Here is an 18,449-nt window from a genome sequence, read left to right as displayed (position 1 = left end):
TGTTAGCCAACTAGGGGAGTTGAAGATCAAGGTGCATCTACCAATTAAGTGTTCTAAGCCCAGGTAATCCGATCCGGATAAAGTTGTAAAGGTAGGAAAAACCAAAACAGCACCGAATCAGAAACATTCAGGGGCGTGATGCATCTAAATTATTAGAGGAGCGAAAAATCGACTTGAAACTTTCGCGTTTCAAACCAGATTTAGGAGGCGGACAGGAGAAGTTGTGACCCAGGAATTCCATATTTCCGTAACCCCAGTAGGGCAAAATGACTACTTGGTGCGGACGGAACAAGTCGCGCCTGGGGTACCATTGGCAGAAGAATTGGTGACTTGGCCTATAGCTGATTGGTTGATGGCTGCTGGGCATTTGATGAATGACCCGTTGAATTCGGTGTTGCAAGGAGATCCATTTACCTCTGGCGGCCATGAAAGCGATATAGCCAGAAACTCGGTGAATTTGGTGGCGTTGGGTCAACAATTTTATAATGCCCTATTTAAAGGCACTCTCAGAGATAGTTGGATTACTGCTCAAGGTATTGCTCAGAACCACCAACAAGTACTGCGCTTACGTTTGGGGCTAAAAGACACTAGGTTAGCTCGTTTGCCTTGGGAAGTGATGCACGCTGGCGATCGCCCTCTGGCTACTGGGCCTTATGTGGCTTTTTCTCGCTTCCAAAGTGGAATTTTGGGGGCTTCGCCTTTGCGATCGCTGCGGGGGGCTACACCACAAGAACAAGGTGGTGTCAAAGTATTAATGGTAATTGCTTCTCCCTCAGATCAAGTCCGTCTTGACTTACAGAAACAGGAAGCGATTAAACTGCAAGCGGAACTTCACCGTCAAACGTCACGACCTGGTGAAGGTCGCCATCGTTTCCCTGAAATTGAACTCACTGTATTAGACCAACCAGGACGGGAAGAACTGACGCAAGCCCTAGAACAAGGCAGATACCACGTTCTCCACTACTCTGGTCATAGTAATTTAGGCAGCAATGGCGGAGAAATTTATCTTGTTAGTCGCAGAACTGGCTTAACGGAAATCCTGACTGGGGACGATTTGGCAGGTTTGCTCGTCAACAATAACATCCAAATGGCAGTGTTTAATTCCTGCTTGGGCGCTTATACACCAGCGTCCAATCCCTCTGGAGATACTGGGGAACGAAACTTAGCAGAAAGTCTGGTGAAGCGCGGAATTAGAAGCGTTTTGGCAATGTCAGAACGGATTCCTGATGAAGTGGCGTTGACGCTCACACAATTGTTTTATCGTAATTTGAGTCAGGGTTATCCAGTAGATTTGTGCGTCAGTCGGGTACGCCAAGGATTAATTTCTGCTTATGGTTCTCACCAGATGTACTGGGCATTACCGATTTTATATCTTCAGCCAGAATTTGACGGTTTTCTGAGTCAGGAAACTGAGTTATCTGCAAGTGCGGAGTCGCTGAATCAATATAGTTCGTCTTTAGGGGCAACTTCCACGATGTACTCTGCTATGGCTGATGATAGCGAGATACCTTTAGGAATGGAAGACATGATTCCTTCTGGTTTGACACGTGACTCATCTGGGTTGGACTGGCTGGGTGAAGATACTTGGGGCGATCTGGTTGATGAAATTGAGTATGACGATCCCAGCTATGAAGAAGATTCTGCGATCGTTTCAGATTTGTTTCGTCAGCTAGATAACCAAAAACCTGCAATTGAACCGGATCAACAAATTAGCGAGAATAGTCTTCACCAAAGCCAGATTTCAGAAGAAATGACTTCCCCAGAAGAGTCAGCAGACTTGTGGGGAGAAGTTCCACCACCGCCACCTGCAACTCCTGGGAACCTTGAAGAAAATTGGCAAAATTCTAATTTTTCGCAATCGCAACCAGCCCCACCAAGAAATCGTACCCCTCGCCGCAAGCTGTGGCCGATTGTGGGTGCTGTGGGGATCGGTGCGCTAGTTGCTGCGATCGCTTTAAATTGGTGGTGGCAAAATCGCCCCCAAGCACTTAAAATCCCAGAAATTCCCGCCCAGTCTTTACCTGATTCTCGACGATTTCAAAAGCAGCCCAACATCGATTTAGAAATAGAAGCCACTGGAATTGTCACCGCCACTGCTACGGAAAAATTGATCCAAGGTGACTTAAAAGGTGGGTTATTAGCTGTCGAAGAACTACTCAATCGGGGCGCACTGGCTGCGGCTGACACTTCCTTAAAACTAATTCCCAAAAAACAAGCTGACGATCCATCTGTAAATTTTTACAAGGGACGATTAGCTTGGCAATCTATCCAAACTGGAGACAATAACTATAGCCTCGATGATGCCCGCCGTTATTGGGAAACTGCTGCGAAAGCTAAACCCGAATCGCTTTTGTATAATAACGCTTTGGGATTTGCCTACTACGCAGAAGGCAATCTGAATCGAGCCAATGATTCTTGGTTCAAGGCTTTGAATTTAGCTCTCAAAGAACATAATACAGGCTCAAAATCCCCAAAGACGGTAGTGCCTGAAGATGCTTTAACCTCTTATGCTGGTTTAGCTCTTGGATTGTATAAATCTTCACTTACTGAATTTAGTGGCAAGCAGACCCAATATTTGAATGAAGCGATCAAATTGCGGCAAACCGTTCTCAATTCCGATCGAGAAAATTTCCAGGTAGATAAACTAGCTAAAAATTGGCTATGGACGGAGAAGGCGATTGAAGATTGGCGATCGCTCCTTCAGAAGAAAGGTGAAAATGGCGGTTAGAAACCGGTTCACCTGTTAAGCTAACTCCAAGAAATAAATTATCCAATATTGTGGGGTGGGCTGAAAAGCCATTGGTGTCAAGTTAAACCTGGATTTCTCACCACATCTCATTAATTAAATAAGTAAAGAGTAATAAGTCATGAGTAATGAGTAAAGAATCTTACTTATTACTTATTACTTATTACTTATTACTTATTACTTCACCCGCGAGGGGAGCAGGGGAGGTTGTGAGAAATGCGGGTAAAGCAGATGCCCAAATGTCAAGTGACATAGCAGCAGTGCGTCGTGTCGCTGACGCACTGCTTTGACCAAACCCATAGAAAGTTGATGCTCGACCAACCAAGGAACGAGTTGTAACTCTTAAATTTTGGTGGCTTTTCGGCCTACCCCACAAGAATTAATTGAATATTTTTTATTTTGAAGTCCCTAAATTTTAACGGCATCAAACTTTATATGTTTAAAATACTCAAATACATTAGTATTCTTCTTTTTACCGTTTGTTTGCTATTTGCTTGTAATAGTTCAGCCCCAACCAAATTAAAACGCCCTCCTTTGAAAGTGATATATGCATCTTTTGTTGGGGAACATCCAGGGATCATTGCTCAAAAGAAAGGATTTTTCAAAGCCCAAGGGGTAGATGTGGAACTAATTCATAAACAATACCCCCAATTGGAACAAGCAAACTTCAATGCGGGTAAGTATGATGGGATTACATCATCTTTGGGAAATTTTATCATCTTGAGTGCCACAAATCCAGATATACAAGGCGTGATCGTTATAGATGAATCAATAGGAGCAGATGTAGTAGTTGCCAAATCACAAATTAAAACCGTCGCTGATTTGAAAGGGAAAAAGCTAGGTGCAAATTTAGGCGGTTTTAGCGAAGTTTTTGTGACTGAAATGTTGAAAACTGCCAACTTAACCAGTGATGATGTGAACTTGGTTCAATTAGAGGCTTTAGAAATTCCTCAACGCCTGAAAAATAACACTATTCAAGCTGGACACACTTGGGAACCCTATCTCTCTGAAGCGATGAAATTAGGGGGGAATATCCTATTTACTAGCAAACAAACCCCTGGCTTGATTTTAGATTTGATTATTTTTCGCGGTGAGACAATCCGCGATCGCCCCGAAGACATTCGGGCATTTGTGCGAGGATGGCTGCAAGGCTCAGACTACTGGAAAGCAAATGTTGAGGAAGGAAACGCGATCGTCAGCAAAGCGTTAAACATCCCTCGCAATACAATCTCTCTAGAGGGAATAAACCTAACTAATTTAGCTGAAAATCAAAAATATTTTCAATCTAGCAACCCTAACTCTATCTACAAAACTGCCAAAATATATGCAGACTTTTTTATCCGCTCTGGAAACATTACACGTATTCCTGAGCTAAAAAGTTTGTTCAATTCTTCTTTCTTGAACTCTCCCCCTTAATTTAAAGCTATGCGGCACTCCTTTTTGGGCGGCATTCGTACAAAGTTAATCGCCTCGTTTCTCATTGTTGCTTTGATTCCGTTGCTGTTATTGGCATTTATCAACAAACAGACAACTGAAAAAGCATTAAGTGATAATGCCCGACAAGCCCTATCTGCGGCGGCTAACGAAACCACTAACAGAATAGATGCCTTTATTGATGGAAATCTTAATGCCGTGCGCGTAGAGGCAATTTTACCAGGTTTAGCACGCTACCTCAGCCTAACTCCAAAACAGCGAGATGACAGCCCCGAAATGAAATTGGCGACAGAAACATTAATCCGTCTCAGTCGCAAAGATATGCTCAATATTCTTTCTTACGCTTTGCTCGATTTAAACGGTAAAAATGTATTGGATACACGTACACTGAATATTGGCGAAGATGAATCAGTTCAAGATTATTTTAAAAAACCGCTACAAACTGGTTTATCTTTTGTTTCTAGCATGAAGCGGTCGCTGACAATTCCCGATCTTATTACCCTCTTTTTTAGCAGTCCGGTTCGCAATGCCAAGGGAGATATATTAGGTATATTACGTGTTTCATATAATGCTACTGTTGTTCAGCAATTAGTAACTCGACAAACTGAACGGGCTGGGGCGCAATCTTTTGCTATTCTTTTAGATGAAAATAATATTTATCTGGCACATAGCACTGCTCCAAAACTACTTTTTAAATCAATTGTACCTCTGCCTGATGATGTTGTAATTCAACTGCAACAGGAAGGTCGTTTGCCTAATTCTCCTCTGAAAGAATTGGCAACTAACGAGTCAAAACTTAAACAAGCATTAGATGATAAACAATCGTATTTAATTGCATCTTTAAAAGCAACAGGTAGTCAGGTTAATCTAATTGCGATCGCTCGGTTGCAATATAAACCTTGGTCTGTGTTGTTTGCACAACCCCTTGCTGTTGCTCTAGCACCTGTCAAAAAACAAATTCGTGACGCAATTTTTCTATTTGCATTTATCGCTGGATTAGTAACAATCATCGCTTTTGTCATTGGACAACTGCTAACAAAGCCAATAATTCACCTTACCAATATAGTTTTCCAGTTTACCGCAGGTAACTTAGATATTCGTGCCAAAAATAACTCAAAAGACGAAGTAGGTCTACTGGCAAAATCCTTTAACAATATGGCACTTCAGTTACAAACATCTTTGGAAACTTTGGAACAACGGGTACAGGAGAGAACAGCAGAGTTAGCCATTGCTAAAGAAAAAGCTGAAGTAGCAAATCAAGCTAAAAGTTTATTTATTGCTAATATGAGTCATGAACTGCGATCGCCTCTCAATGCTATTCTAGGTTTTTCTCAATTAATGTTACGCACTAACAATTTACCTGCTGACCATTACGAAAATGCTGGGATTATTTATCACAGTGGTGATTATCTCCTAACGCTGATTAATAATATTCTCGATTTATCAAAAATAGAAGCAGGTAAAACTACTTTTAATCCTAGAGATTTTGACCTGTATCGTTTGCTAGATGAATTAGAAGATATGCTGCATTTACAGGCAAGTAATCAATGCTTAAATTTAATATTTCAACGTAGTGAAAATGTCCCATGTTATATTTGCACAGATGAATTAAAACTCCGGCAAGTATTAATTAATTTGCTTGGTAATGCCATTAAATTTACTCCCAAAGGAACAATTAGTTTAATAGTAAATAATAGTAGTGAAGAAATCACAGATATTTTCACTCTTGATTTTAAGCTCTCTGATACAGGAGTGGGGATTGCAGCAGCAGAATTACCCAAACTATTTAATGCTTTTTCTCAAGCACAAGCCGGCAAAGAATCCCAAGAAGGAACTGGTTTAGGTTTAGCAATTAGCCGCAAGTTTATTCAGTTAATGGGAGGGGATATTTCTGTTGAAAGCGAATTAGGTAAAGGAACAACTTTTAGATTTTATATTCAAGCAAAGCTAGGTCAACCAGTCAGTAACAATACTTTAGAAATACATCCACAAGTATTAGGACTTGTACCGGGGCAACCTATATATAAACTATTAATAGTAGATGATAAATCGATTAATCGCCAATTATTAATTAAACTTTTACAACCATTAGGCTTTGAGATGAGAGAAGCTAGTAACGGCAAAGAAGCGATCGCTATTTGGAATGAATGGGAACCCCACCTGATTTGGATGGATATGCGAATGCCTGTTATGGACGGTTACGAAGCTACAAAATATATCAAATCTACTACCAAGGGGAATGCTACAGCTATAATTGCACTGACCGCAAGTGTTTTAGAAGAAGAAAAAGCGATCGTTCTTTCAGCCGGATGTGATGATTTTCTCCGCAAACCTTTTGCAGAAAATACAATTTTTGATACCCTAACTAAACATCTTGGTGTCAAATATATATATGCTGAAAATAATTATTCAAATTTGGAATATACAGAAAAAAGTTATTTAACATCTAATAATTTAATTTGTATGTCTCAAGAATGGATTAATCAATTCTATGAAGCTGCTTTAGAAGCAAATACCAACCGTGTCATAGAATTAATTAGCGATGTTCCCAAAACAGAAGCCTTTTTAATCCAATCTTTAACAAAACTTGCTCGTCAATTTCAATTTGAGGAATTGGTTAATTTAGCTGAACCCCTGAGAAGCAATGAATCTTGATTCTGATAAAGAAAATAAAGGTAATATTCTTTTAGTAGACGACAACCCCAAAAATTTACATTTATTAAGTGATTCTCTGATCAAACTCGGCTACACTGTTCGCAGCGTCACAAGCGGGCGGATGGCACTAAAAACAGTAAAAGTGAAGCAACCAGATATCATCTTTTTAGATATCAAGATGCCAGAAATGGATGGCTATCAAGTTTGTAGAACTTTGAAAGCGGATGAAGTTCTACGCGCCATTCCTATTATTTTTATTAGTGCTTTAGATGATGTTTTTGATAAAGTGATAGCCTTTGAGTCAGGAGGCATAGACTACATCACTAAACCATTTCAGATGGAAGAAGTTGTCGCGCGTCTAGAAAATCAGTTAACCATTCAACGCCAGCGTCGGCTTCTAGAACAAGAAAATATTAAGCGTAGAGAAACAGAAGAGATCCTGTATCAGTCTAGGGCAATGCTAGCCAGCATTTTGAATAGTTCACTTGATGGTATTGCCGCTATGCAAGCTGTTCGCAACCCTGCAACGGGGGAGATTGAGGATTTTCGTTGCTTGGCGATCAATCCTGTTATTGCTAAAGCCTTTGGAAGAAAATGTGAAGAGATAATTGGCAAATTAGTACTGAAAAAACTTTTAACAAATTTAGAACCAGAACTTTTTAATCACTTCGTTAATGTTGTCGAAACAGGGGAAGCTTTAAAACAGGATTTTTACCATCCATTAGGCAATTTTTCCTGGTATCACTTTGTCGCAGTCAAGCTAGATGATGGTTTTGCTATTACCATACGCGATATTACTGCACGTAAACAAATTGAATTGGCTCTCCAAGATGCAAATCAGAAATTAGAACAACTGGCAAATTTAGATGGCTTGACTCAGGTGGCTAACCGTCGTTGCTTTGATGCACGACTGAAAACAGAATGGAAACGCCTTGCACGAGAACAACAACCCCTGTCACTGATTATGTTTGACGTTGATAAATTCAAACTTTACAACGATTACTATGGTCATCTTGCTGGCGATGATTGTTTAATAAGGATAGCGCAAACAGTGCAACAGACAATTCATCGCCCTGCCGATTTGGTGGCGCGTTACGGTGGAGAAGAATTTTTGGTACTCTTGCCCAATACTGACTTAAGGGGAGCAATCAAAGTAGCGGAAAGTATTCAGCAAGCAATTCATACTTTGGCTATTCCCCATGTAAAATCTGATGTCAAAGATATCATCACCGTTAGTTTAGGAATTACCTCTCGCATACCCAATTGGGACATCAAACCATATATACTCATTGCCTCAGCAGATAAAGCACTGTACCATGCCAAACAAAATGGGCGCGATCGCTATTGTGTATAATATGTAAAAAATCTTGATTATTAAGTATTTATTGATACTTGTAGCTTGGTTCGTCAACTTCAATCTCTAATTTTTATTTAGTATTTATACTCAAAAAAAATCTTTTTGGATTGCTTTTTATGCTATAACATGAAGTGCAGAATGTGAATTATATAATAACTTTACGTAAATTTAATATTATTTTTTGTTCAAGAAAATTGCTAAACGTTAAGATATTTTAGGCCTATTGTTTAACAGTAAAAGATTATATGCATTTAGACTTAGACATAATTACAAAAATTGGCTACTTTGGCGTGTGGGGGATTATCTTTGCAGAATCTGGTTTGCTAATTGGTTTTTTTCTGCCAGGAGATAGTTTGCTATTTACTGCTGGATTTCTCGCATCTTTTCCAAAATCAGGGTTTAACATTTGGGTTTTGGTTTTTGGTGCTTTTGTTTGTGCAGTTCTTGGTGATAATGTTGGCTACGCTACAGGACACAGATTTGGCAGAAAATTATTTCAGAAAGAAGATTCATGGTTATTTCATAAAAAACACTTGGTAAAAACCCAGGATTTTTATCATAAGCATGGCAAGAAAACGCTAGTTTTGGCGAGGTTTACACCGATTATTCGCACTTTTGCGCCGATTGTGGCTGGACTTGGTGCGATGCATTACCGAACATTTATGTCTTACAACTTAATCGGTGGATTCTTGTGGACATTCGGAATCACCTTTTTAGGGTTTTTCTTAGGAAAATCTCTACCACCGGAACAGGTAGATAAGTATTTGTTACCGATTATTGGGTTAATTATAGTTATTTCTTTAGTACCATCGGTTTATCACGTAATACAAGAAAATCGAACAAAAAAAGGTTAAAGACGCTAAGGATTAATCGCAGAATTAGCCATTTTTACTAAAGAAGTGCGATCGCCAGCTTTCAACCCAAAAACATATTGCACACCCTGTTGTCTCAAAGTCAAGGTAGCATCTGAACAACCAGCACCACAAGTAAAATCGACAAAATAGCCAGTAATGCCCTTAGCTAAGGATACACGTTTCCCAGTCAGGCGGGGTGTTTTGTAGGTTACAGCTTCAGCCGTAACAACGCCTAAGCGACAAGCAGAAGCACCATTACAGTCGGGAGTGAAAGCCAGTGAAATATCATACTTTTTTTGGGTAGCAGTTTCTATAGTTGCGTAAATTGGATTTTCCCCATCCGATTCAGGAATAAACTTCGGTAAAAGAATCCGAATTTGAGTCTTTTGCTTTAATTTAGGCAGAATAGACTTAAAAACGGGGTTTAGCTGAATTTTACTCTGTTGTGCTATCAGTTGGGACTGATTGTTTATATTGGCTATGACTGACTTGTGAAAGCTGCTAAGATTGACTAATAAAAATACGGCACATACAGCACTAGTATTTCTGAAGCTTAAAATCATCTTTGAAAAGCTGTTTCATCTAAGGTACTTATTTGTAATACCCAGTTTTAGTATAAAACTACGCATTTAAGCAAATATACCTAGCGAATGGAATTCGCGGCTACACAAACCAAGTCCGCCTACGCGGACTCAAAGAATTTGAAACCCACGATCGGTAGCTTTTGTCTATATAGCTGCGAACTCTATTCGCCAGGGCAAGCGTGTTTTTACACTCATTGAGATACTCCCAAATTGCCCAGTTGCCTATAGACTATGAATTATAAACTACGGACTATAGACTAATGACTTCGGGTAGCAATTTGATTGTGCGTTTTGCCGAACCAGCCGATTGCAGCGTATTGTTTAAATTAATTGAGGGACTTGCAGAATATGAAAAATTATCTCACGCGATCGCTGGCAATGCTCAAGCACTTCAGGAGCATTTATTTGGTTCCCGGAGGTATGTAGAGGCAATATTAGCAGAATCTGCGGGTGAAACTGTTGGCTTTGCCCTATTTTTTCATAATTATTCAACATTTCTGACTAAGCCAGGAATTTATCTGGAAGATTTATTTGTTTTACCAGAATATCGCAGACAAGGTATTGGTAAGGCTCTCCTGACTAAAGTAGCTCAGATAGCTGTAGAACGTGATTGTGGGCGATTAGAGTGGAGTGTCTTAGATTGGAATGAGTCAGCCCAAAAATTTTACCGTAGTATGGGAGCATCTATATTAGATGATTGGCGAATTTGTCGCGTCACCGAAGATATGCTTACTCAATTAGGTTCTATCAAATAAAAAATAAAGGATGAAATAAGACAACTTTATCTTATTTCATTCTTAAATTTTAATGATTTTTTTTGATAAAATATTCAAAATCACATATATTTTTCTTTTAATCATCAGTATAAATGTACATTTTTGCAAATCAGCAAGCTAGAGTATTTATGTAGAAAAGCACATTCTTGTTACATTATAGCTCTGTGCTAATAAATCTAAATCTAAAATCGCTAAGATTCAAAATCCAAAAACTTTATTTAATAAACTAAAGTTTGACAGCTTGTCGTTTGACTATGGCAGCCCATCAACTCACAATTATGGAGGATATTGCACCGAATAAGCTGTTATTGGAGAGAGAACGCGAAATGAAAAAAATGATTACAGTCATACTGTTAGGCATAGCAATCTTCACCTTTGCCTTCAGTCGTCCAGCATTAGCAGCAGATGTTGCTAGTGGAGCTAAAGTATTTAGTGCCAATTGTGCCTCTTGTCACGCCGGAGGAAAAAATCTTGTTCAAGCTCCGAAGAACTTGAAAAAGGAGGCTTTAGAAAAGTATGGTATGTACTCATCGGAGGCGATTATCGCCCAAGTTACAAAAGGTAAAAATGCCATGCCAGCTTTCGGAAGTCGTTTAAAACCTAACCAGATTGAAGATGTAACTGCTTATGTGCTTTCACAAGCAGATAAGGATTGGAAGTAGACTAAAATCTAACTTCAAAAATTAACAATTAGCGGGGCTTTTTGTCCCGCTAATTTTATAATTGCCGAAATTCTCAAACAGGATGCTTATAGCAATTTTAGATTAAGAGTATTTACAAAAATACTGTTCCAAAAATATTCGGTTCGCTCACGTACAGAAACTGTAGCCGAGTTTATTATGTGGATATAGGCACTGCACAATAACTTGCATTACAGGAAATACTGATGGAACGCTCGAAAATAATTGCCATTCTTACAGGTGCGATTTCGGTTATTTTAGCGATCGCTTACCTCATCTTAGTCCAACTCCTGGACTACCGGGACATGAAACCCGCCCCCATTAGTCAAGTTGTCTCGCCAAGTGCTGTTACTATCTCTCATATAGCAGAATTCAGAATTCTGAATTCAGAATTCTGAATGGGCTACGCCCCGCTACGCTAACAGTAGTAAAACAAGCTTTATACCTGGATAACAGACTTAGCTTCTATACCTCACCTCCTTGAAATCTGCTGTATCATGTCCGCATTTCTTAGAGTTCCCTAATGTAGGGGTTTAGCAAGCTAAACCCTTACGTTTTTAGGCGTGGGTTGTGCGATATATAATACCAATTTAAAAAAAGAATGCGACAAATAGACCATCTGTAGAGACGCGATGAATCGCGTCTTTACCCAAGGATGTGTTGCAATCATTATGAATTGGTATAAATGTTTGTAACAAAGCGGTGCAGCAAGCATTGCAACGAATTTTTAATCAATCGCATATCAGTGCTGCCAAAATCTAAAGATAATGTTAAAATTTACATAACTTATTAAATCTCAACCAAGCAGTTAACAGTTAGTTAATGCTAATCGTCAGCAGGACTTTCCTCTTAGTTGGAAACGTAATTAGTATGCCGAAGGACTACGACAATTGGCAGCTTGAAACAGATAAAGGCTACCAACAGCAAAAAGCGCTTAAACGCTACAGATACCTCAAAACTTTGAAAAAGTCTGAACTGACTCTAGATGACGAAATGTTAATTGAAAATTTTAATACTGCATTTCAATTGTGGTTTTTCCCCGGAACAGTAGTGCGAACACTGGAGTGACTGGCTACCATTAACTAGTCTAAACTCCAGTTGTGATGAAGGAAATAACGGGGCGATCGCCAATTTAACTAACCTTGGGGGTTTAAGTCCCCTAGCTAACGACGCAAGAACAAATTGAAGCCTAAATCTAAATCCCCGGACGCGACGCTCGAGTACTCGCTAACGCTGCGCTATCGCAGACTCGCTAACGCTTCGCTAACACAAAACGTAATTACGAATTACGAATTACGAATTACGAATTACGAATTACGAATTATTTAACCTACCTAACAGAAAATGCCTCATTGAACCGCCGTGTCACAGGCTCAGTGATGAATGTCAAAATTGACTTTTTACGAGTGACAATTTCACCTGTAGCAGCCATCCCTGGTGTAAATTCTACTTCTTGACCCCGAACATTTACTGCGTGTTTATTTAGCTTAATTCTCGTCGGAAAAACTAAACCCAATTCTTTATCAACAATTGCATTGGGACTGACTTGCATCACTTCGCCCTCAACAATGCCAAATTCTTGGAAAGGGAAAGTTGCCATTTTGACTTTTGCCTTCATTCCCTGACGAATAAACCCAATATCGCGGTTGAGAACTTTCACCTCAAGGAGCATTTCTTCCCCTTCCGGCAAAATTGACAGCAATTCTTCACCCGATTGTACTGGCCCCTTGGTGGCTTTGACTCTATAAATCGTACCAGCAACGGGAGCCTCAATCGTTTCTAAAGCTTGCTGCTTCCTAGCTTGCTCTAATTGACCTTGAACAGTTGTCAGTTCTTCTTTACGCTTATTAAACTGCGTCAAAATTTCGCTTTGGCGTTCTGATGCTACACGCTGGGCTTGACTGCGTGCAGCGTTGTAAGCTTGTTCTGCTTGGCGAATTTCTTGGACTTGAGCCGCAATATCTTTTTCTAATGATGTGGCTTTATCTTGAGCCTCTGTGATTCTATTCTGGGCGTTGGTGACTTCATCTTGTGCTTTGGTGATTTCTGTCTTTGCACGAGTTAATCTTTCTTGTGCATCCAGGTAATCAACACGAGGTACAGCGCCCGGAGTAATTAGAGTGCGTAAACTTTTTTCCCTTTCTTCAGCAAGGGCTAAATTACTTTCAATTTTAATTCGGATGCTATCTGCGTTAACAAGGTTGGTTTGAGAATTCGCAAAGCTGGTTTTGGCATTAACTAAGTTGTCTTGCAATCGAGTCAAGCGGACTTTGGCTTGATCGATGAGTGCTAGTTGGCGATTTGCTTCAGCTTCCGCCGCCCCTTGACGCGCTTGGTAGTCTTGCAGACGGGAGTTTAAAAGTTCATCTTGCAGTTTCGTCCCAGTAGTTTTACCTCCGGTGCGTTCTGCATCCAAACGTTGTAAATCGTCTTGAATCAATCTGGTAGATTTGGCTAGGCGGGAAACATCGGTTATTTGCAAGTCTGGATCTTTTTGAATTAGAACTTCACCTTTAGTAACGCGATCGCCTTCTTGCACTTTAACAGCAACAATTGAACCTCCACCCAAAGATGTCACCGGTCTTACCTGTGTAGAAGCAATTAATTCCCCTGGTGCTGTTGCTACTTCGTCTATTTGGGAGAAGTACGCCCAAGCGATCGCTCCAAAGACGATGGCGCTCATCGTTCCCGCTAATAATCTAGTGTATAGGGGTGGCAATTCCTGTACTGCTTTCCCCAACTCATAAGTAAGTTGTTCCTCTGGTTGGGCGAATCGCTCTTTTGTCTGACGTGCTTGAGCAGCATTTGCAGCTAGGGAAGATTTCATAGAATTTTAGATTTTAGATTTTGGATTTTAGATTATCGGTAATTGGGGATTGGTAAAGCTTTTCCCAGTCCCCATTCCCCATTCAAACTGCTAAATAGCGCCGCAAAAAATTTTCTAATGTCTCTAATTGGAAGTTAAAAATCACCTCTAAATTGGCAATTTCATCTTTTGTGCAGAAAAATTCATTTGCTAACAATGTGCGATAAGTTCCCAAAGCTTTTTGGATTTGGGGATTAAATAAACCCAATGCACCTTGTAACCCATCAATGACAAATAGGGGTGAGTTAATTATTACTGGTTCTTTGGCGAAAATCCGACCAAAAATCCGGGGAATATCTTCTCGTAATAAAATCTCCGGTCCTCCGACGGGTAAAATCTGGTTACGAGCGCCTTCAACTGTCACAGAATCCACAACTATCCTTGCCAAATCATCGGTACTGACAATTGAGGTACGGTTTTTGCGATCGCCAACCAGCAGATACAATCCCGTTTCCCGAAATCGTTCTACTAGTGGCAGCAAGTTAGATGCTAATCCAGATGGGCGCAAAATAGTGTAATTTAAGCCACTAGCTGCCAAATATCGCTCTACTGCTCGTTTAGCTTTAAAAACGGGAGCATCTTCATAACCGCGATCGGCTCCCAGTACGGAAATGAAAACAAAATGCTCTACGCCATTGGCTTTTGCTTGGTCTATAAGTTCAATATTGGCACGGTAATCTAAAGATAGGGCATCGCTATCAGAACCGTGGGCGCTGATAATATACCGCACACCCCGACTAGCTTTCTGGATATCTTTTTCCTCTAGCAAGTCACCAATGAAAATTTCTGCACCCCGATGTTCTAACTCGCTGTAGCGCGAATTCAGGCGGACAAATACCCGCACAGACTGTTCTCGTTGTCGTAGGAGTCGCACAACTTTGCGACCAATTCCTCCCGTTGCACCAGTTACCAGAAACATATAAATACCTAAATTGAATAGTTACAGCGTTTATAGTTGTCAAAATGCTCGATATATGATCAATATATTCTCATGCCAATAAGTCACACTTTATTCATTTTAAACCTCCTCTAAGTTGAAACCCGTAGTTTTTCCTTATTAGGTTTGATAGCTATGAAAATTGGTAACTCGAGTAATACCGATTCAAACAGTTTAGGCGATTGGAGCGATCGACTTACACAAGGATGGACTTTATCATCTGCGTGGTACAGCGAACCTACTTTTTTGAAACAAGAGCAAACAGCCATCTTCCAACGTACATGGCAATATGCTGGAAATATTCAGAGCCTTACTCAGCCTGGAGATTATCTGACTCACCGATGTGGAGATGTGCCTATCCTTATTGTGCGAAATGCTGCCAATGAATTACGGGCTTTTATAAATATTTGTCGGCATCGTGCCTGTGAAGTTGCTTCCGGTGCTGGTAATACGAAAATGCTTCAGTGTCCTTATCATGCTTGGAGATATAACCTAGATGGCGTGCTGCAAGTTGTACCAGGCTATGACCTTAACCCCGACCTGGATCTCGCAAGCTTGGGTTTGTTACCCGTCAAAGTAGATACTTGGGGTCCATTCATTTTTGTCAACTTGGACTCCGATGCTGAACCATTGAAAGCTCATCTGGGAATATTACCAGAACTGTTGTTATCGTCTGGTGTGAACATAGAAAAACTGCGATCGCGACAAAAATTTGTATCTGAAATGTCAGTAAACTGGAAAGTCATTGCTGAAAACTATTTGGAATGCTATCACTGCACTTTTAATCACCCCAGCCTTCTAAAAATTTTAGATCCAGATGCCTATGCTCTAAGTGCAGTTGGCAATGCCTTGATCGGCAAAGTACCTTTGCGTCAAATTCATTCAAGAATGCAAAGTAACGCTAGTCCCTATGATACTGATGGAGATGTTAAAGAGAGTCTATTTGTTCTGCTTTGGCCAAACTGTACTTTTACAACGATGCCTGGGCAAGGCAACCTGACTGTTTATACTTTTAATCCAGTTACCCCCCAGAAAACCCATACATTTTGTGAATATTTTTTTGATAAAGATGCAGATGAAACCTTCATTGAGAGGTTTATTGATTTTGATAATCGGGTTGGGCAGGAAGATGTAAAGCTTCTAGAATCAGTTCAATCTGGCTTGCAGTCTGGAGCAATGTCTCATGGACGTTTACTATTAGATCGGGAATGGTTGATTCAATATTTTCAAAAGTTAGTTTATCGATCGCTAACTGGAGCCGTCCCAGCACGAGGGTCTGACCAGTTTTTTTCCACAATTCTCTGAAAGCCTCTTGACAAAGGATTTACAGCCTTAACTTGTCACCAATGAAATTAAGTACCTATGCAAAATTAATTGTATACTCACATCGCCTGAAATGGTTGTCAATCGGTCATTCCAGGTTAAATAAATGTGTAATTAATTTTGCACGACTACTTACATGGTAAAGTTTGGGTGAATTACAGGATCAGCATCATAGCAATAAATATTCAAGGGCGATCACTTCCTCAAGCTTGTGGGTGAACATTAAGTTAGCGAAAGGAAAAATTATTATGGCATTTCAAAGAATCAACAGGCTTGCTTGCAAACAAGGTGAAACACCCACAAATTCTTCATCTTATTTGACACCAAAACCCTTTGCGCCGATTATTCAACATCCAACACCAGATGTCCATCAGCAATCGCAACAAACTAAGGGATTAGTTCAAAGAAAAACGAACTTGTTAGAAATCCCTGGTTTAATGGCATCCCCAAAAAAAGTAGTACAAACGAAGTTGATAATTGGAAACCCTGGGGATAGGTACGAGCAAGAAGCTGACTCTACAGCGCATCAGGTAGTACAACGAATTCATCAACCCCAAGGCGAGAAGCTTCAGCGAGAGTCTGTGGTTGAAGAAGATGAACTGCAAATGAAAGCACAAGGCAGTATACAGCGAGAATCTCTGCCTGACGATGAGGAATTACAAATGAAAGCGACAGTACAGCGTCTTTCAGGTGAAGGCATGGCGGCATCACCTGATTTAGAGACAAATATACAACAAGCTCGCGTTGGAGGACAGCCATTAGCAGATAATATTCGGCAACCGATGGAGCAAGCCTTTGGGGCAGATTTTAGTGAGGTAAAGGTGCCTCCCAACATGGATAATATGAGCCAGAAAAGCAGTGAGTTTGTCCAACGTATCAAAGCCCGGATGTTAGAGCGATCGCACGGGGATCAACTACAAATATCACCCCGAAAAACGAATTTGCTCAAACGACTAGCAGTAGATACACAGCCTCAGATGATGCCATTTGAAATATTGCATAGAGCACCTGAAACTGTTATTCAAAGAAGAAAAATTCCTTTTTCAAATAAAGAGATCAAAGGCTCTGAAAGATTTCCATTTTTTAAGTTTAAAAACTATATACCACCATCAACGCAAATAGAAGAAAAAACAGCAATATCAACAGAACCAATAACAACACCGGAAGTAACAGGAACGCAAATAGAAGAGAGAGACTATGAGGTAGAAGCAGCTGCCTGGACAGCAGATATGCAAATTAGGAGAGGCAACAGAAGGGGTAGTATAGATGACACAGAATATAATAGTACGGCGATGGTGATGTTTATGATTGATTATCTAGAAGTAATAGAGGAAGAATTAGTAGAAAAGCTTGCTCAAGAAGGATTGTTAAATCAACTATTCGGAAAGCAAATAGTAACTATAATCGGAAACAACACATACCTTGTAGCAATACTCGCAGAATTATTCAAAGCAGGAAATTGTGATCAATTTGCAGCCTCAACTTACACATACCTGATGAAGCATACCAACCAAAAAGCTATTTATCTAGCGTTTATAACGGGTGTTCATGAGGGTAAACATTACGCTCATATGTTTACCATCACATCACCTCAACTTGTTAAGGAACCGGCTGATTTAGACCCAGAAACAGCAGTAGTAATAGATGGATGGAATAATTACAAAGTCCTAAAATTAGCGCAGTTTTACAACGGGGAGAACCCGTATAGAGCGAAGATTGATGCCTCCAACATTGTCTTTAAGAAGAACAAACTGTCTACAGGAGAAGGACTATTTACAAATGAGGTGATTAAATACATACGTGATGCAGCACAAGAAATTTACACAAACTATAAGCCAGAATATGAGAACTCATTACAAAATCTGCGCAATGGAACGCATAAAATAAATTCAGACAATATTTTTGAATTCGACAGGACTGACAGGAATGTACAGGATATGAGAACACAGATGTAAAGCATATCCCTCTTCTAACAATACTCCGGACAGTTAACAATCTTTTTGGGTTATCTCATCAAGATTATTTGTCGTGTTTTTTCATATACATCCAGTCAAAAATACAACTTTGTACTTAACTATATATTTTAGCGATCGCTCGTTTTTTATCCGACTTCAGAAAATCGCGTTGCTCCCTCCCAGCCACAACATAGACATGGTTCTCTAAATTGCTACTTCGATTGACTTTGATTTCTACAAGCCGCACACTCGTGACTTATAGTCATGAGTTAGGCGCTCCAT

Annotated in this window: 15 protein-coding genes; 12 read left to right on the top strand and 3 right to left on the bottom strand. The window is 40.0% G+C overall.

The window, feature by feature from the left end:
• The first annotated feature begins 223 nt into the window (after positions 1-223).
• The 6 genes from hetF (at position 224) to HWQ37_RS19165 (ending at position 9,046) form a co-directional block, all read left to right on the top strand.
• Positions 224-2,728, top strand: coding sequence for a cell division protein HetF (gene hetF, locus HWQ37_RS19190; protein WP_292749719.1), 2,505 nt, complete (start codon positions 224-226; stop codon positions 2,726-2,728).
• A gap of 146 nt (positions 2,729-2,874) precedes the next feature.
• A complete protein-coding gene (locus tag HWQ37_RS19185) occupies positions 2,875-3,036 on the top strand; it encodes a hypothetical protein (RefSeq protein ID WP_292749717.1) in 162 nt (53 codons plus the stop codon).
• 145 nt (positions 3,037-3,181) lie between these two features.
• Positions 3,182-4,162, top strand: coding sequence for an ABC transporter substrate-binding protein (locus HWQ37_RS19180; protein WP_292749715.1), 981 nt, complete (start codon positions 3,182-3,184; stop codon positions 4,160-4,162).
• Positions 4,163-4,171: 9 nt separating this feature from the next.
• Complete coding sequence (locus HWQ37_RS19175; protein ID WP_292749713.1) at positions 4,172-6,835, top strand: hybrid sensor histidine kinase/response regulator; 2,664 nt, start codon at positions 4,172-4,174, stop codon at positions 6,833-6,835.
• Complete coding sequence (locus tag HWQ37_RS19170; protein ID WP_292749711.1) at positions 6,825-8,189, top strand: diguanylate cyclase domain-containing protein; 1,365 nt, start codon at positions 6,825-6,827, stop codon at positions 8,187-8,189. Before HWQ37_RS19175 ends, HWQ37_RS19170 begins: the two co-directional genes overlap by 11 nt.
• Before the next feature lie 248 nt (positions 8,190-8,437).
• Positions 8,438-9,046 (top strand): DedA family protein, encoded by a 609-nt coding sequence (locus HWQ37_RS19165; RefSeq protein WP_292749709.1) that lies wholly within the window; start codon positions 8,438-8,440, stop codon positions 9,044-9,046.
• Positions 9,047-9,051: 5 nt separating this feature from the next.
• Here HWQ37_RS19165 and HWQ37_RS19160 read toward each other — a convergent pair whose 3' ends face one another.
• On the bottom strand, positions 9,052-9,609 hold the full coding sequence (locus HWQ37_RS19160; protein WP_292749707.1) for a hypothetical protein: 558 nt from the start codon (positions 9,607-9,609) through the stop codon (positions 9,052-9,054).
• A 281-nt stretch (positions 9,610-9,890) separates the two neighbouring features.
• Here HWQ37_RS19160 and HWQ37_RS19155 point away from each other — a divergent pair, with 281 nt between their 5' ends.
• The 4 genes from HWQ37_RS19155 (at position 9,891) to HWQ37_RS19140 (ending at position 12,154) form a co-directional block, all read left to right on the top strand.
• The gene (locus HWQ37_RS19155; RefSeq protein WP_292749705.1) at positions 9,891-10,385 is read left to right on the top strand and encodes a GNAT family N-acetyltransferase; all 495 of its coding nucleotides are present in this window, start codon (positions 9,891-9,893) and stop codon (positions 10,383-10,385) included.
• Between the two features lie 347 nt (positions 10,386-10,732).
• Entirely contained in the window at positions 10,733-11,068 is a 336-nt protein-coding gene (gene petJ, locus HWQ37_RS19150) for a cytochrome c6 PetJ (RefSeq protein ID WP_292749735.1), read from the top strand.
• 224 nt (positions 11,069-11,292) lie between these two features.
• A complete protein-coding gene (locus HWQ37_RS19145; protein WP_292749703.1) occupies positions 11,293-11,484 on the top strand; it encodes a hypothetical protein in 192 nt (63 codons plus the stop codon).
• Positions 11,485-11,956: 472 nt separating this feature from the next.
• Positions 11,957-12,154 carry a hypothetical protein gene (locus HWQ37_RS19140; RefSeq protein ID WP_292749701.1) on the top strand — a complete coding sequence of 66 codons (198 nt, stop codon included), beginning with the start codon at positions 11,957-11,959 and terminating at the stop codon, positions 12,152-12,154.
• Between the two features lie 262 nt (positions 12,155-12,416).
• On the opposite strand, the gene HWQ37_RS19135 is transcribed toward HWQ37_RS19140, so the two are convergent.
• On the bottom strand, positions 12,417-13,913 hold the full coding sequence (locus HWQ37_RS19135) for a putative HlyD family type I secretion protein (protein WP_292749699.1): 1,497 nt from the start codon (positions 13,911-13,913) through the stop codon (positions 12,417-12,419).
• Positions 13,914-13,995: 82 nt separating this feature from the next.
• The gene (locus HWQ37_RS19130; RefSeq protein WP_292749697.1) at positions 13,996-14,871 is read right to left on the bottom strand and encodes an SDR family oxidoreductase; all 876 of its coding nucleotides are present in this window, start codon (positions 14,869-14,871) and stop codon (positions 13,996-13,998) included.
• A 153-nt stretch (positions 14,872-15,024) separates the two neighbouring features.
• Here HWQ37_RS19130 and HWQ37_RS19125 point away from each other — a divergent pair, with 153 nt between their 5' ends.
• Both HWQ37_RS19125 and HWQ37_RS19120 read left to right on the top strand, forming a co-directional pair.
• The gene (locus HWQ37_RS19125; protein ID WP_292749695.1) at positions 15,025-16,194 is read left to right on the top strand and encodes an aromatic ring-hydroxylating oxygenase subunit alpha; all 1,170 of its coding nucleotides are present in this window, start codon (positions 15,025-15,027) and stop codon (positions 16,192-16,194) included.
• Positions 16,195-16,460: 266 nt separating this feature from the next.
• Positions 16,461-18,167 carry an eCIS core domain-containing protein gene (locus HWQ37_RS19120; RefSeq protein WP_292749693.1) on the top strand — a complete coding sequence of 569 codons (1,707 nt, stop codon included), beginning with the start codon at positions 16,461-16,463 and terminating at the stop codon, positions 18,165-18,167.
• Positions 18,168-18,449 lie beyond the last annotated feature (282 nt).

The organism is Nostoc sp. NMS4 (assembly GCF_017115095.1).
Lineage (GTDB): Bacteria > Cyanobacteriota > Cyanobacteriia > Cyanobacteriales > Nostocaceae > Nostoc.
The sequence above is the reverse complement of the archived record's forward strand: the minus strand, read 5'-3'. Positions and strand labels throughout refer to the sequence as shown.

What these genes read in the sequence shown, in the direction of transcription:
- HWQ37_RS19185 (WP_292749717.1), top strand. Translation starts at nt 2,875, where the DNA reads ATGAGTAAAGAATCTTACTTATTACTTATTACTTATTACTTATTACTT.
- HWQ37_RS19165 (WP_292749709.1), top strand. Translation starts at nt 8,438, where the DNA reads ATGCATTTAGACTTAGACATAATTACAAAAATTGGCTACTTTGGCGTG.
- HWQ37_RS19140 (WP_292749701.1), top strand. Translation starts at nt 11,957, where the DNA reads ATGCCGAAGGACTACGACAATTGGCAGCTTGAAACAGATAAAGGCTAC.
- petJ (WP_292749735.1), top strand. Translation starts at nt 10,733, where the DNA reads ATGAAAAAAATGATTACAGTCATACTGTTAGGCATAGCAATCTTCACC.
- HWQ37_RS19145 (WP_292749703.1), top strand. Translation starts at nt 11,293, where the DNA reads ATGGAACGCTCGAAAATAATTGCCATTCTTACAGGTGCGATTTCGGTT.
- HWQ37_RS19135 (WP_292749699.1), bottom strand. Translation starts at nt 13,913, where the DNA reads ATGAAATCTTCCCTAGCTGCAAATGCTGCTCAAGCACGTCAGACAAAA.
- HWQ37_RS19155 (WP_292749705.1), top strand. Translation starts at nt 9,891, where the DNA reads ATGACTTCGGGTAGCAATTTGATTGTGCGTTTTGCCGAACCAGCCGAT.
- HWQ37_RS19160 (WP_292749707.1), bottom strand. Translation starts at nt 9,609, where the DNA reads ATGATTTTAAGCTTCAGAAATACTAGTGCTGTATGTGCCGTATTTTTA.
- HWQ37_RS19120 (WP_292749693.1), top strand. Translation starts at nt 16,461, where the DNA reads ATGGCATTTCAAAGAATCAACAGGCTTGCTTGCAAACAAGGTGAAACA.
- HWQ37_RS19130 (WP_292749697.1), bottom strand. Translation starts at nt 14,871, where the DNA reads ATGTTTCTGGTAACTGGTGCAACGGGAGGAATTGGTCGCAAAGTTGTG.
- HWQ37_RS19175 (WP_292749713.1), top strand. Translation starts at nt 4,172, where the DNA reads ATGCGGCACTCCTTTTTGGGCGGCATTCGTACAAAGTTAATCGCCTCG.
- HWQ37_RS19170 (WP_292749711.1), top strand. Translation starts at nt 6,825, where the DNA reads ATGAATCTTGATTCTGATAAAGAAAATAAAGGTAATATTCTTTTAGTA.
- HWQ37_RS19125 (WP_292749695.1), top strand. Translation starts at nt 15,025, where the DNA reads ATGAAAATTGGTAACTCGAGTAATACCGATTCAAACAGTTTAGGCGAT.
- HWQ37_RS19180 (WP_292749715.1), top strand. Translation starts at nt 3,182, where the DNA reads ATGTTTAAAATACTCAAATACATTAGTATTCTTCTTTTTACCGTTTGT.